Below are 13,349 nucleotides of genomic sequence, written 5' to 3'. Positions count from 1 at the left end.
CCCTCCATATTCTATGACTATCAGAATTTGCGAGTTCCGAGCAAATTCACTGGCCTTAATGACATAATGCCTAAAAAAAAGTGCCAACCGCATCTTTCCGGAACTCGGTTTACTTACACAATAATTTGTTATTCAGTTCTATTATCTTTCTTTTGGTCAATAGTATTTTTCTTTCCAAAAGTTTTCCCAAAATTATACTGGACGCCAAAACTTAAATACCTTGATTTCAGCTTATTATTAACATCCAGATTAAAAGATTGATTCATAATCATTACTGGATGGTCATTAATATTAAACATGTCTTCAATTTTCATTGAAAGTGCCAGTTTATTTTTCAGTAATTTCTGTTGTATGCCAGCGCTAATAGAGCCAGTAGCTAGATTTTTTGTCTGAAACATGGTTGAATTTGACACATAGTATCCGAATAACCATATATTTGTACTCTTAGTAAAATCATAGGATAGATTAGCATTACCTACAAAAGAAAACATTTCGGAAAAAAACTGATCTGTCTTAGTACCTGAGTTAAAATTGTTATATCCTCCTGATAGATATGTATTAATACTAAACCTTCCAAACTTATTCTGAGTGACTAGATAGATTCCATATTGTTTGAGGATCCAACTATTTTCATAGTCAGAAACTGGCATATTATACTTTTCATCAAAGCGTATCGCACTATTATACATGTCGTTGGATTGGTTGAAAGAGGCTGAAAGCATGACGAAATTTCCTTTACCATAATTTTTAGAGATCTGAAATTCTATCTTATCGGTAAAATAAGGCTGAAGAACAGGGTTGCCACGAGTGTAAAGCCCAAGCATCGAAGTATTGAGGAAAGGGTTTAACATAGGGTATCGTGGTCTCTGAATTCTTCTTCCATATGATAACGAATATCTTGGAGCATTTTCTCCTTTACTATAACTAATATTTAAATTTGGAAATAAGTTACTGTAGTCATTACTATAGGCATCTTCCAACTGAGTAGTATTAAGGTCATATTTAAAAGCCTCGAATCTAAGTCCTATTTGATATGAAAAATGGTTGAGTTTCTTGGAATAACTACCATATGCCGCCGCAATAGTTTCGTTAAAATTGAGTTCACTACTGAGTTGCCCGTCATTTATGTACCTCTGTTTTGAGCTATCATATAAATAATTTCGGAAACTGCTTTCTGTAGTGGTGCTTGTATATTTCATTCCCAAATTAACTTCACCATTCAAAAACGATTTATTTGAATAATCTATAGTTCCCGAATAAGATTTGTATGGACGCTCCGTTTCCATCTTTCGATCCTCAGCAAATTTATCTTCAATTGGACTTCCATCTGTATTAAAAAACATGCGATCATAACTATTTAGGGCCTTATTGTTATATCTAGAAATATTGCCGGCAATATTCAATTTACTTTTATTTCTGAAATTCTTTTCATATGCCAAATCATATAATAAAAATCTGTTGTTTATTAGATTTTTATCATTTTGTGTATATTTACTTGTTAGTAAACCTTCATTGTCAACTATTTCAGAATTTATAATCCAAGGACTATTAGAATGATAAAACGCGGCCCAGAAACTACCTGATAAAGTACTACTTGAATCTAAAGAATATGCTATAGCAAATTTTGCCGAATGTCCTCGATCCGCTTTATCAGAAACCATATCTTGTTTAAAAAAACGACTAGAGTCCGGTAAAAGCTTATTATTAAAACGGTTGTTCCTTACATAGTGATCTTCGCGGTAAGTAAAATTGTAGCTCGCAGAAAGATCTAGTTTATCTTTTCTATAATTAATAGTTCCCCCCTGATCCGTACCAAACAGTGTAGACACATTAGAACTTATATTTCCAAACAATCCGCTGATTGATTTTTGTTTTAATTTAATATTCAATATTCCCGCTTCTCCATCAGAATCATATTTTGACGTCGGATTTGTCAGAACTTCAACACTCTCTATATCAATCGAGGGAATCTGTTTTAGATAATTTGCAAGATCCTGACCACTTAGAAGTAATCTTTTTCCATTGATATAGACTACAGGTTCCTTTCCTTGTAGTTGGATATTAGTAGCACCATCCGACATCATCAAAGGTACTCTACGAAGCAATTCGAGACTATTTGAGGTAGAAGATGCCAATCCTCCGACATTATATTTAAACCCACCAGGAACCATTTCCATATTCTTTTTTTTACCTTCAACTGTGATTTCTTCAAGCATCTTGGATTCTGAGGTTAATTCTATATTTAATCTTTTTTCAGCTATAAAATTATCTGTATTAATTTTGTCTTCGAATAGTAAATATCCTATTATGGTGCTTCGTACCAGATAATCACCTCTTACGATTTTTAGATTGAATATACCCATACTATCTGACGAGACTACATATTTTTCCTCGTGTAGACTCTCCAAAGCCGAAAAATGAATTGTAGCAAAAGGAATTGGCCGACCATTACTTTTATTGGTAACATTCCCTTTTAATATGATCTCGTTTGATTTCTTTACGGTCTGAACTTGCGAGAATGAAAAGTGAAGACATAGCATGCCCATTAGCACCAATATTAAATGCTTCATAATTATAATTTTAACTGGTTTAAAAGGTAATAGAGAGATTAGTACATTCCTTTGACATCTAGGTTGTCGCCTGCAAAGCTTGAAATACGAAGTTTTTTATCCCTCAAGTATACGATAACTATTTCTGACGAGAATTTCGGGTTAGTTCCTTTGGTATAAATAATTGAATAACGATGGCCTTCTTCCTGAAGATACTTTTTATAACTTGGATAATTGTGTATTTCAGACTCAATCTCTCTAAATAACTTCAGTCCAGCCCCATGATTATTTATTTCAATTGTTAGAACTTTATATGAATTGATTGACCGAGCAATTTTAGAAGTCTCTTTCCGTGACCAACCATTCTTATCATTAATTTCATTCAACATGGCTTCCCCCATAATAAACAATTTATTCGAGGGATCTTTAGCCAAATCTGAGAATACCAGATCTATGATATTTCCCTTATTTCCTTTAGATGTTGTTTGTCCTGTAACAGATACTATTTGGAATAGCAAAATTACAAACAGTAATACTTTTTTATATTTTCCCATGACTTATAATTTTATTTTAATATCTTAATTCACCTATAGATTCCTGATATTCCTTTTTCCCCATAGCCAATGACTCAGACAATTCCTTTAAATCATTTTCAAACTGCTCTTTGGCCATTTCCTGCTCCTTTTTCTCTTGCAAACCACTATAATGATAATTTGCTGTAAAATATAAGCCAACTCCAATGATCAATACCGCCGCTATTTTAGCAATCGTAGCATAATTAATCATTTTCTTTACCTTCGGTTCTGTTCCTAAGCTGAATAATTTAATTTCCTCGACAGGCGTTATATCTGTCTCTAATTCACCAAGTAGCTCATAATACTTAAACATTCCTGCTAAGGAATTATCATCTACTTCCATTTCAGAAAAATACTTTTTGATCATTATTTCTTCATCTATGGTCGTTTCACCATTCCAGTATTTTTCCATCAAATATTCCACATCTCTATCTTTCATATCGCTTTATTTTAGAAACTCTTTCTTTTATAAAATTCCTAGCCCTAAATAGGCTAATTTTTACCTTAGATAAAGAAATTGACATCAATTCGGCAATCTCATTATACTCATAACCTTCTACCTCTCGAAGAAACATAACCTGCTTCTGCAAATCCGGCAAACCTCTTGTCATTGCGTCAAATTTTACTTTCAGATCCCAAACATTTATTTTCGACTCAATTTCGGGTAGCTGTCCCTTATACAGATCCTCTGAAATCTCTTCGGTACTCAATACCCGCATTCTTTGTACTCTATTTTTCCAATTCAAAAAAATATTCTTTGTAGCCCTTATTGCATAGGCCTCCATATTCTCAAGCTTTTCCCAGTCTGCACGTTTCTCCCACAATTTTAACATAGTTTCTTGATGCAGGTCTTTTGCTTCTTCCCTATTATCAGCTAAGAATACGGCAAACCTAAATAGCTTCTTCTGGATCGAAAAAAATTGGTCATATTTTGTTTGTGTTTGTTGCATTTACTAAGAAGACAAAATGGTTTATAAAAAAGTTACAAGAATTAAAAAAATGATTTTAATTATTTCATTTCCATTCTATCTATTTTAAAAGGAAGACAAAATGACAATCAAAAATGTTACAGGAATTTAAAAAATTATTCCATTGATTATATCATATAATACGTCGAAAAGAATCTCGCTAGTTTCTTGGTGATGAAGATTAAAATAATATTTTAAGGTAAAATGCTAATAATGGTAAATCTTATCAGCAATCCAGTTCAATCTGATCCTTAACTAATGAAAAATAATAACCTTGCTTTGATATTAGTTCTTTATGGGTTCCGATTTCAACTATCTGTCCTTTATTCATTACGACAATTTTGTGCCATAGAAGAGTGACTTGTTTATTATCTTCCTCACCGAGATATTTAGCTTTAACTGTTTCGGGACTTAGGGAACACTTAGCTAGTTTCAGGTCACCGTACGTAGTATTGATGTCCTTTTCCGTGACACGGATTTTTTCTTTTATACGATGGTCATCATCTGTTCCACTAAGCTCCTGTTTCTTTTGGTTCCAAGCGGCGATTTGCACTCGCTCTTTTAATGAGAAGTCGGCAAACTGACCGTTAACTGCAATAAGGCATAAAGAGGGGCTTTTCACCCGCTGACCTTATCCTTCTTTAGAAAGAAAAGAATACTGAAAGTATGTTGGCTTTTCATACACTCTGCTCCTTTCTGACCTATTTTGTGATCTTTATGCTCCTCAAAAACCCAACAGCAACAAAAGGCCATAAAAAATCAAAATATTGATTTTTCAAATACTTAAAATAATAATAACAATAAAAGAATAGCGTGTGGAATAAGGCATAAAATCCTTGATATTCCTTAGTTCATTTTGATATAAAAAAAAACGAAAAAAGCCCTAACTTTCGTTAGAGCTTTTCTAGTCGGGGTGGCAGGATTCGAACCTACGACCTCCACATCCCAAATGTGGCGCGATACCGGGCTACGCTACACCCCGAAAAGGTATCACCTTTGTTTTGTGTGGCACAAAAGTACACTAAAAATATGTTTTTTTCAAAAATATTCTTCACAAAGCACCTAATAGACTGACTTATTGCAAAATAATTTAAAAATAAGATTAAAAATCAGATCATTTTACAAAGCAAAAAATTGAAAAATCCCTTTTTATTACACCTAGTGAAGCCTTGAAACAAATTCGACTCATCTCCATATAGCTCCCAGCACAACCCTGAGTCGCCTACGAATCGAACTTCCTAGTATCTTAAGGGTCGTAGGTTCGCACCCTGCCTTGAAACAAAAAAAGCCCTAACTTTCGTTAGAGCTTTTTTAGTCGGGGTGGCAGGATTCGAACCGTTATCATATCTTACTTTTACTTTTCTTATTTTACTCTGATTATTAGGTATTTACAAATTTTATTACCTATCTTTACCTAACCTTACAAAGGTAAAATATGGTAATATTAAGCATTTCTGTCCGAAATATGTCCGAGAAATATGAAAGTGAATTTTTATTTAGATAAGCCCTATAATCCCGATATTTCGCCTGAAAAGGTCAAACAGGAATTGGCAAAGGTTGGAGGGAAAAAGAAGAACCTTGCACAAAAGTTCTGGAATCCATCGCCCACTGCACTGTATCTCTTCTTTTCACCGGATAAATCCTGTAGGATAAAATACAGGACAAACTATAAGATATTGCCCAAAAGTTGGGATTTTGAAAAGGAAAGGCTTAAACCAAGTGCCAGCGGAGCGTTGGAATTCAATGTTGAACTGAACAACCTTGCAAACTGCTGTACAAGGGAAGCAATGCGAAAAAAAGAAACAAACCAGTTTCTTTCCAAAGAGGATTATAAACAGATTGTACAGGACTGTATTGACAGGGACAATGCCGTCAATAGTGAAATATCCATTTCCCACCTGAAAACCCAGTTCCTTTCCTACAAATCCAATTTTGTCAAAGAGGGTACGTTAAAAGAATACCGGACAGTCTTTAAGGGATTGGAGGATTTTGAGAAGCATAAGGGAACAAAACTTATCCTTAGGGAAATGGACGGTAAATTTCTCGATCAGTTTGAGGTATTTCTAAGCAGGAAAAAGAACACGAACGATGGAGATAAAGAGGGCTTGCTGAATGACACCATCCACAAGTACATCTCCACGTTAAAGGTATTCCTAAAGTGGTGCAACGACAATGATTATTTGGTGCATCCCGATGTCTTCAAGACCCAGAAGACAAACTTTAAGAAGAAAGCCTACAATGAGATCATTGCCCTGTCAGAATCCGAAATACAGAAACTGATGAACCATGATCTTTCGGACAGACCCAGTCTGGAAAGGGTACGGGATCTGTTCTGTCTATTGTGCTACACAGGGCAAAGATTTGAGGATCTGATCAACTTTGACCCAAAGGACATAAAAAACAATGCTTGGGACTTCATTTCGGTAAAAGTCAAAAAAAGGGTGATCGTACCTTTTGAGGGGTATATTGCCCCAGCAAAGGATATCTTGGAGCGTATCGGTTACTCCGTGCCCAAGATATCCAACCAGAAGTTCAATGAATATATCAAAACTGTCGGCAAACTGGCAGGAATGGACGAAATCATAAAGATCACAAGGTATTCAGGTAAGCAAAAGCTGGTGATAGAAAAAAGGAAGTACGACTTCCTATCGAGCCATGTCGGCAGAAGATCAATGGTAACGAACCTATTGAGCAGGAACGTACCCATTACACTTGTGCAGAAACTGACCGCACATTCCGACATAAGGACTTTAATGAAATACGAATCGGCAAACACGGATTCGTTAATCGATGCACTGAACAAATTTTAAAATTATGAACAGTAAATATTTCAGAAGAAGAAAACCGTTTGACTTTGATCCGCATCCATTGGACGTGGGCGTCCCTTTTTCCAAGAACGATACGCATGCGGATGTACACTTTCTTATAAAAGTTCAGCGACTTCCAGAGAGTCAACTTGAAGATCTCTTTTTGCGCCACTTCAACTATTACAAAGCTGAATTCAACGATACTGACGGCAGAGAGTTTTTTAAAGAATTATGGCAGACTGTTAATTCCGAGCTAAAAAAGGAAAGAAGCAAATCACAGGAAAAGCTGTCGGCGACACAGAAAAGAAGAAACGACCTTAGAATACAGAAATTCCAGTATTTCATCGAGAATATCCTTCCCAAATATGACCGATGGAATTTCACGGTAAGTCTGTCAAAAAAATATGAGATAGTCAGCGAGCAACTATTGCAAGAAGTAAAGAGCAAAACTCAAATAGAATTCCAGCGGACACAGGAATTGATCGATTCGGCATTTACGAAACTTGCCAATTCATCCAATGCAAGTACAGAATCCAATATAAATACCATAAAAACTATTCTGGAGAACTATCTAGATTCGAACAAAGAGGAACAGGAAGAATTAAAAAAGCAATTCATCCAGAAACAAAATCTCGATCGTTTGCTAGCACAGTATAATACGACATTAAAAGAATTGGATGAATTTAAAGAACAGGTTAAAAAGCTCAAAAAAGAGAAATCCCGATTGAATTCCTTGGATCATCATAAAATCAATATACTGAACGGCGACAAACTTAATCTGATCGCGTTGTTTGATGAATTTATGAAAGCAAAGATAATAATCAACGGAAAAGCAGAAACATTCCTAGGGACTAACGCCCATATAACATGGGCAAAAATCATTTCCAATCATTTTTTGGAACATGATAAGCCAATTCCATTCGGAACAGTAGAGAACTATTTTTGTGACGGTAAACCCACCGACATTGACAATTCAGATCGCAAATTCAAAATTATTCCAATTGAATAGCCAGAAGATAAATCATACCACCCCCTTGCAGAGATGCCGTTCAAAATTCTGAACGGCATTTTTTGTGGTCTTGCTTGCCCAATTTTGTGTCAAGTTAATTAAACGAAGAAAGTGGCCATGACTTCGACATTCTTAAATTGATAAACATGAGCAAAGTATGATTACACTGGATCGAAATGCCCTTAGAGATTGTGTCAAGGATGCAGTTAGGGAAGAACTACAGGTTTTTATTTCAAAGGTTGGTAATATGGACGATCCTCCGCAAAAAAAGCAACCGACAAAACTAATGACCAAAAAGGAAATGGCAAACGAGCTTGATATTTCCCTTGTCAGCCTGACCGAATGGATGAAACAGGGGCGTATTCCCTATAAACGTATGGGAAAGCGCATTTACTTCAACAAAGAAGATGTTATGGCATCCATGACGAACTTCAACCATAACAAAGGAGGTAAATAATGATCTCGTTTAACCAGGACATAGCCACTGCATTGGATAGGGCTATAGTAAAAATAACAGATAAATTTTTAGAACCTCCGATCATGATAACAATCAGCAATTCCGATTCCGTTATCGGTACATTAGGAAATTTCAGCGCATCCACCGGAAAGGCCAAGAGTAGGAAAACATTCAATGTGATTTCATTGGTCGCTGCTGCATTGAGCGGAAAACAGATATTACAGTATAAGGTCAAAGTTCCCATAAACCGTCCATTGGTACTGTACTGCGATACGGAGCAGAGCAGATTCCATTGCCACAGGTTGATTTCAAGGGTTTACAAACTCATAAATTACCCGACAACGGAAGTCCATGAAAACCTAAAATTTATATCCCTGAGGGAATACCCCACTAAAGAGCGCATAAGTATCATCGAATATGCCCTGTCCAAATATGCGGGCAAAATATGTCTGGTCATCATAGACGGGATCAGGGATCTTGTTTACGACATCAATAATGCTACGGAAGCGACCGAAATTACCGGCAAGCTGATGAAATGGTCACAGGAGCTGAATATACACATCCATACCGTACTGCACCTAAACAAGGGTGATGACAACACCAGAGGGCATTTGGGGACAGAATTGAACAATAAGGCTGAATCCATATTACAGGTCACCAAAAGCGATCTGGATACAAACTACAGCACCGTGGCGCCAAAGTTCATCAGGGATATCGAGTTTGAGCCATTTACCTTTTTTATCGATGATGGTTTGCCCGTACTGGATGAGAACTTTGACCTGTCAGGTACAGTATCGAGAAAGGGATTCGACTATCAGGAGCTTTCCAAAGAGAACCATCGGGAAGTGTTACAGGAAATGTTCAACGGCAGTGAAATAACCTGCACATATGATGAATATGTTGGCAGATTACGGAATGCGTATCTGGCAAAGGGCTTCAATTTCGGCATCAATAAAGCCAAACAGCTGAAGACATTTCTGGAAAACAAACGGATGGTCATCAAAAACGATAAGACCTACCGGTTCAACCCTGAATTCTATTATTAAAAAACAGGTTTAGTTTAGTCCGCCCCTATATAGTAATAGACTAAACTAAACCTACTTTAAAATTAAGATTATGACATGTGATGAATTAAAGCGCATACCGCTCATATCCATATTAAATTATCTACAGATACCATGCGCAAGGATGAACAGCCGTGAAGCATGGTTTAAAAACCCATTCAATGGAGGAGACGAAAGAACGGCTTCGACAAAGTTGGATATCCATAGGAATATCTGGTACTCGCATTCGGAAGGATTCGGAGGAAATAACATTGACTTCCTGATGAAGTTTTTGGATACGGAAAACCTATCAACTGTTTTAGATTGGGCTGATGAAAGAAAAAATATCTTTTCTTTTCACCAGCAGACCGTATTGGATAAAGTACAGGTCATGCAACAAGAAAATGAACGCGCTTACACCATCCTTTCCGTTGAGCCTCTCGGAAACAAAGCTCTGACAGACTATCTGACCGACGTACGCAAAATAGATATTGAAATTGCCAGAGTATACTGTCAGGAAATCTATTACCGGACGGCAAAAGGACAGACGTACTTTGCCGCAAGTTTTAAGAATGATGCAGGTGGATACGAACTGCGCAACAGCTATGATAAACGCTCCCTATTGACAAAGGGGATCACCACGATCGATAACGGCAACAAAGATGTTGTTTTGTTTGAGGGCTTCACGGATCTGCTATCCTTTATGACGTTAAAAAAGAATGCAGGTAAGCCGTATCTAAATACGAACTTCTGTATCCTGAATACGACCGCCAATCTGCAAAAAGCATATCCATTCTTAGGGCGACATAACGGAATAACAAGCTATCTGGACACAGATAGCAGTGGTTTAAAATCGTACAACAGTTTGCGAAGCCATTTTGAAAAAACGCACACCGTAAAAAATGGAATGGAAGAATTGCAGAGGCAAGACAACAGGATCAAGGATGTCAATGACTATCTGATTTTCACATCATCCAAAGAACAGACCCAAAATATTCAATCGGGAAGAAAACTATCGAATAGGTAGGAAGCAAGGTTGTGTTTTGGTGACCCCAAAACCGATTGGCTCCCGATGGTCACAGCTAAAAAGAAACAAGATGAAAAATAACAAGAAAAAAGGCGGAAGACCCGCACTCGAAAATAAAAAACAGTTCAGGATCAATGTCCGTTTCGATGAAAGCGAACATAACAGAGTTTTGCATAATGCAAAAATTGCAGGTATGAGCAAATCGGAATGGGTACGCAAATCTGCGATCCTACGAAAAATTACACCTAGGTTTACCGAAGAACAATTGAAAGCTTTTAGGGCGATTACTGGGGCTTCGAACAATCTAAATCAGCTAACTAAAAAAGCACACCAGTCTGGACTGATTGAGGTGACACAGGAATGCAAAAATACGATCCATCACATTAACCATTGTATCAATAAACTACTGCACCATGATAGCGAAGATAATTGAGGGCCGATCTTTCGGCGGATGCGTTGGATACGCCCTGAAAAAAGATAGTGAGATTATCCATGTAAATGGATTACGGACGGATTCGGCAAAGACCATCACACAGGACTTTAATTTTCAGCGGATGCTGAATCCAAGATTGGGCAAGGCAGTCGGACACATTATTCTTTCGTGGAATACAGAAGATAAAAACAAGCTGAATAATGACATCATGCTATCCGCAGCTAAGCGTTATTTATCAAAATTAGATATTAGGGATACCCAATGCTTAATGGTGCGCCACCACGACCGCCAACATGATCATATCCATATTATTTTTAATCGGGTAAACGATCATGGCAAAACTATCTCCAATAGCAATCAGCGGTATAAGAGCTTTAAAGCTTGTAAAGAATTAAATGCATTATATGGCTTTAAGCAGTCCGAAGGAAAACGAAATGTCAACAGAGGTAGACTGAAAGGTAATGATCTAACGAAATACCAAATTTACGACACCGTCAAGGCAGGCATACGACACAGTAAAAACTGGAAGGAACTACAAAATTATATCCGTTACAGAGGTGTGGAAATGCAGTTTAAATATAGATTGGGGTCGGATGAGGTTCAAGGTATTTCGTTCATCAAAGATGAACAGACATTTCGGGGTTCTGCCATAGACCGCTCATTGAGCTTCGGACAGATCGACAAGGCTTTAAATAGCATAGATAATTCTATTGAACTAAATCAAATTACTGGAAGCTATGTTTCGAAGGATCATTCTATAGACAGAAATATCGGAGAAACACTTGGTCACATAACATCAGCTTTATTTTCGAACCCCGAAATTACACCAGAGCAAGATGATCCGTTGATCAAGAAAAGAAAAAAGAAAGAGAATTACGGACTAAAACGTTAATACCATGAACACAGAATTAGAAAATATACAGCAACAGGTAAGCGCATTGCAGGAAAACACAGACTTGATCACGCAGGATATTGTACGAATAATGCCTACAATTGTCTCCCTACTTTCTGAAAATGAAAAGAAAATGCAGGAATTTCATGAAATGCGAGCAAAGGATCAGGAACTACTACAACAGATCAAGCAATTTATTAAAAGAGAAAACGATGTACTATCTAAGATCATTAACGATTATGGGACACTTCAGGATGTAGCTAATGAAATCTCCACAATAACTAGACAGGAATTAGCTGTATTAACAATCAAAGAAAAAGACATTGTTTCAAAGATAGCTGAAATTCCTGATCAGGTCATTGTAAAACATCATTACGGCATTGATCTCAAATCAACACCTCTGATCATTGTTATGATAGCATTATCTACCATTATTTCGCTAGGTCTCGGTGTTCTATACGAGAAGAACAAACAATTAGACGATAGAAAATCGTATGAAATGCGTTACCGAATGATAGAATTGGAGCTACCGCATGTAACATCGCATATCGATTCTACTCATTCTCTTAACCCTAAGAAATTCCATAATTTGGTGATTAAAAGAGAGGAAGAAAATAAACTATTAAACAGTATAGACCAAAAACGTCAGGAGATCAAAAACTTAAACAGTCCTGAATAACGGCTCGGCGACTTGGCGAAGTAGCGAAGCTGTATCGAAGATACAAAAGCGGAGCTATTTAGCCAAGTCGCTTGTTGTAAGCAGTCCGCGAAGCGGCGGCTTACGGCAAGCGACGTAAGTCGCCGAGCCATTGTTAGCAAGGAGCGCAGCGGATTGCTAACAACGTTTTGCAGCTTGCCGCTGGGGCGGGAAAAGAAGCCAAAACTTCGATTTCAGAACCGACCCGAGCAAAAACCATTTTTAAGCTTTAAATTTAATCAAAAAGTTTAATAAATGGTTTTTGCGTACAAAGAAAACCGACCGTTGAATTTTAAACCATAACCGCCCTTGCGGCAAACTGTTTGTTAGCGGTTCGGGCTTTTATTTTGTTTAAACTTCAAATTCATAGACATTTAAAAATCGTCCTTTTATTTTACTCTCTTTTCTTTGGATTATTTTTCCACCCATTTTTCTATAAAAACCGTTAGAATTAGGTTCCGCATAAACTCTTATAATATTCGAGCTGCTTTCTTTAGCTGTTTCTTTGATGAAATCAAAAGTTTTTTTCCCATATTCCTTCCCAATATTTTCAGGTAAAAGCCAAAAGTGGTCTATTTCAATATGTTTTTCCTTATAGACAAGAGAGCAAAAACCTAAAAAATTTTTGCTATCGAATATTTTAAAAACTTTATTTCTTTTAATATAGGAATCTGTTATTGTCAATTCGTTTGTCCATAAATTCATCTGTTCATCTGAATAGTTCCAAATTTTCTTAGACTTAAATGCGGTTTCTGATAAAAGTTCTGAATCGTTTGGTTTGGCTCGTTTAAATTGTAATGTTTTCATTTTTCGGGGATGTTCTCTTGTTCTATATTATAAAGCTATTTTGGCCTGACCGCTAACGTGCCGCGTATTGGCGATGGGCGGGATT

At 36.7% G+C, this 13,349-nt stretch carries 14 protein-coding genes and 1 tRNA gene; 8 read left to right on the top strand and 7 right to left on the bottom strand.

What is annotated here, in order from left to right; translation table 11 throughout:
- Window positions 1-128: 128 nt before the first annotated feature.
- From A9970_RS27340 to A9970_RS27315, 6 genes are all read right to left on the bottom strand, one after another.
- On the bottom strand, window positions 129-2,570 hold the full coding sequence (locus tag A9970_RS27340; RefSeq protein WP_182984394.1) for an outer membrane beta-barrel family protein: 2,442 nt from the start codon (window positions 2,568-2,570) through the stop codon (window positions 129-131).
- 38 nt (window positions 2,571-2,608) lie between these two features.
- Window positions 2,609-3,103, bottom strand: coding sequence for a DUF4252 domain-containing protein (locus A9970_RS27335; protein ID WP_182984393.1), 495 nt, complete (start codon window positions 3,101-3,103; stop codon window positions 2,609-2,611).
- Between the two features lie 16 nt (window positions 3,104-3,119).
- A complete protein-coding gene (locus A9970_RS27330) occupies window positions 3,120-3,563 on the bottom strand; it encodes a hypothetical protein (RefSeq protein WP_182984392.1) in 444 nt (147 codons plus the stop codon).
- Complete coding sequence (locus tag A9970_RS27325) at window positions 3,553-4,074, bottom strand: RNA polymerase sigma factor (RefSeq protein WP_182984391.1); 522 nt, start codon at window positions 4,072-4,074, stop codon at window positions 3,553-3,555. Before A9970_RS27325 ends, A9970_RS27330 begins: the two co-directional genes overlap by 11 nt.
- Before the next feature lie 244 nt (window positions 4,075-4,318).
- Complete coding sequence (locus A9970_RS27320) at window positions 4,319-4,714, bottom strand: hypothetical protein (RefSeq protein WP_182984390.1); 396 nt, start codon at window positions 4,712-4,714, stop codon at window positions 4,319-4,321.
- Between the two features lie 286 nt (window positions 4,715-5,000).
- A tRNA-Pro gene (locus tag A9970_RS27315) sits at window positions 5,001-5,074 on the bottom strand.
- Window positions 5,075-5,570: 496 nt separating this feature from the next.
- Here A9970_RS27315 and A9970_RS27310 point away from each other — a divergent pair.
- The 8 genes from A9970_RS27310 to A9970_RS27275 all read left to right on the top strand — a co-directional run bounded on the left by A9970_RS27310 (window position 5,571) and on the right by A9970_RS27275 (window position 12,439).
- The gene (locus tag A9970_RS27310; RefSeq protein ID WP_003013274.1) at window positions 5,571-6,902 is read left to right on the top strand and encodes a site-specific integrase; all 1,332 of its coding nucleotides are present in this window, start codon (window positions 5,571-5,573) and stop codon (window positions 6,900-6,902) included.
- A 4-nt stretch (window positions 6,903-6,906) separates the two neighbouring features.
- Window positions 6,907-7,908 (top strand): hypothetical protein, encoded by a 1,002-nt coding sequence (locus tag A9970_RS27305; protein ID WP_003013276.1) that lies wholly within the window; start codon window positions 6,907-6,909, stop codon window positions 7,906-7,908.
- A gap of 157 nt (window positions 7,909-8,065) precedes the next feature.
- A complete protein-coding gene (locus A9970_RS27300) occupies window positions 8,066-8,365 on the top strand; it encodes a helix-turn-helix domain-containing protein (protein WP_003013280.1) in 300 nt (99 codons plus the stop codon).
- Between the two features lie 83 nt (window positions 8,366-8,448).
- Window positions 8,449-9,411 (top strand): AAA family ATPase, encoded by a 963-nt coding sequence (locus A9970_RS27295; protein WP_224200403.1) that lies wholly within the window; start codon window positions 8,449-8,451, stop codon window positions 9,409-9,411.
- 142 nt (window positions 9,412-9,553) lie between these two features.
- The gene (locus A9970_RS27290) at window positions 9,554-10,435 is read left to right on the top strand and encodes a toprim domain-containing protein (RefSeq protein ID WP_003013284.1); all 882 of its coding nucleotides are present in this window, start codon (window positions 9,554-9,556) and stop codon (window positions 10,433-10,435) included.
- Window positions 10,436-10,505: 70 nt separating this feature from the next.
- The gene (locus A9970_RS27285; protein WP_003013287.1) at window positions 10,506-10,868 is read left to right on the top strand and encodes a plasmid mobilization protein; all 363 of its coding nucleotides are present in this window, start codon (window positions 10,506-10,508) and stop codon (window positions 10,866-10,868) included.
- Window positions 10,849-11,760, top strand: coding sequence for a relaxase/mobilization nuclease domain-containing protein (locus A9970_RS27280; RefSeq protein ID WP_003013289.1), 912 nt, complete (start codon window positions 10,849-10,851; stop codon window positions 11,758-11,760). Before A9970_RS27285 ends, A9970_RS27280 begins: the two co-directional genes overlap by 20 nt.
- Before the next feature lie 4 nt (window positions 11,761-11,764).
- Window positions 11,765-12,439 carry a hypothetical protein gene (locus tag A9970_RS27275; RefSeq protein WP_003013290.1) on the top strand — a complete coding sequence of 225 codons (675 nt, stop codon included), beginning with the start codon at window positions 11,765-11,767 and terminating at the stop codon, window positions 12,437-12,439.
- Between the two features lie 369 nt (window positions 12,440-12,808).
- On the opposite strand, the gene A9970_RS27270 is transcribed toward A9970_RS27275, so the two are convergent.
- The gene (locus tag A9970_RS27270; protein WP_003013292.1) at window positions 12,809-13,264 is read right to left on the bottom strand and encodes a GNAT family N-acetyltransferase; all 456 of its coding nucleotides are present in this window, start codon (window positions 13,262-13,264) and stop codon (window positions 12,809-12,811) included.
- Window positions 13,265-13,349 lie beyond the last annotated feature (85 nt).

Source organism: Sphingobacterium sp. UME9, from assembly GCF_014170215.1.
GTDB lineage: Bacteria > Bacteroidota > Bacteroidia > Sphingobacteriales > Sphingobacteriaceae > Sphingobacterium > Sphingobacterium paramultivorum.
Note: the sequence above shows the minus strand (reverse complement) of the source record. Positions and strands in the feature narration are given on the sequence as shown.

Coding starts and splice junctions, on each gene's coding strand:
- A9970_RS27340 (WP_182984394.1), bottom strand. CDS start 2,570: ATGAAGCATTTAATATTGGTGCTAATGGGCATGCTATGTCTTCACTTT.
- A9970_RS27335 (WP_182984393.1), bottom strand. CDS start 3,103: ATGGGAAAATATAAAAAAGTATTACTGTTTGTAATTTTGCTATTCCAA.
- A9970_RS27330 (WP_182984392.1), bottom strand. CDS start 3,563: ATGAAAGATAGAGATGTGGAATATTTGATGGAAAAATACTGGAATGGT.
- A9970_RS27325 (WP_182984391.1), bottom strand. CDS start 4,074: ATGCAACAAACACAAACAAAATATGACCAATTTTTTTCGATCCAGAAG.
- A9970_RS27310 (WP_003013274.1), top strand. CDS start 5,571: ATGAAAGTGAATTTTTATTTAGATAAGCCCTATAATCCCGATATTTCG.
- A9970_RS27305 (WP_003013276.1), top strand. CDS start 6,907: ATGAACAGTAAATATTTCAGAAGAAGAAAACCGTTTGACTTTGATCCG.
- A9970_RS27300 (WP_003013280.1), top strand. CDS start 8,066: ATGATTACACTGGATCGAAATGCCCTTAGAGATTGTGTCAAGGATGCA.
- A9970_RS27295 (WP_224200403.1), top strand. CDS start 8,449: ATGATAACAATCAGCAATTCCGATTCCGTTATCGGTACATTAGGAAAT.
- A9970_RS27290 (WP_003013284.1), top strand. CDS start 9,554: ATGAACAGCCGTGAAGCATGGTTTAAAAACCCATTCAATGGAGGAGAC.
- A9970_RS27285 (WP_003013287.1), top strand. CDS start 10,506: ATGAAAAATAACAAGAAAAAAGGCGGAAGACCCGCACTCGAAAATAAA.
- A9970_RS27280 (WP_003013289.1), top strand. CDS start 10,849: ATGATAGCGAAGATAATTGAGGGCCGATCTTTCGGCGGATGCGTTGGA.
- A9970_RS27275 (WP_003013290.1), top strand. CDS start 11,765: ATGAACACAGAATTAGAAAATATACAGCAACAGGTAAGCGCATTGCAG.
- A9970_RS27270 (WP_003013292.1), bottom strand. CDS start 13,264: ATGAAAACATTACAATTTAAACGAGCCAAACCAAACGATTCAGAACTT.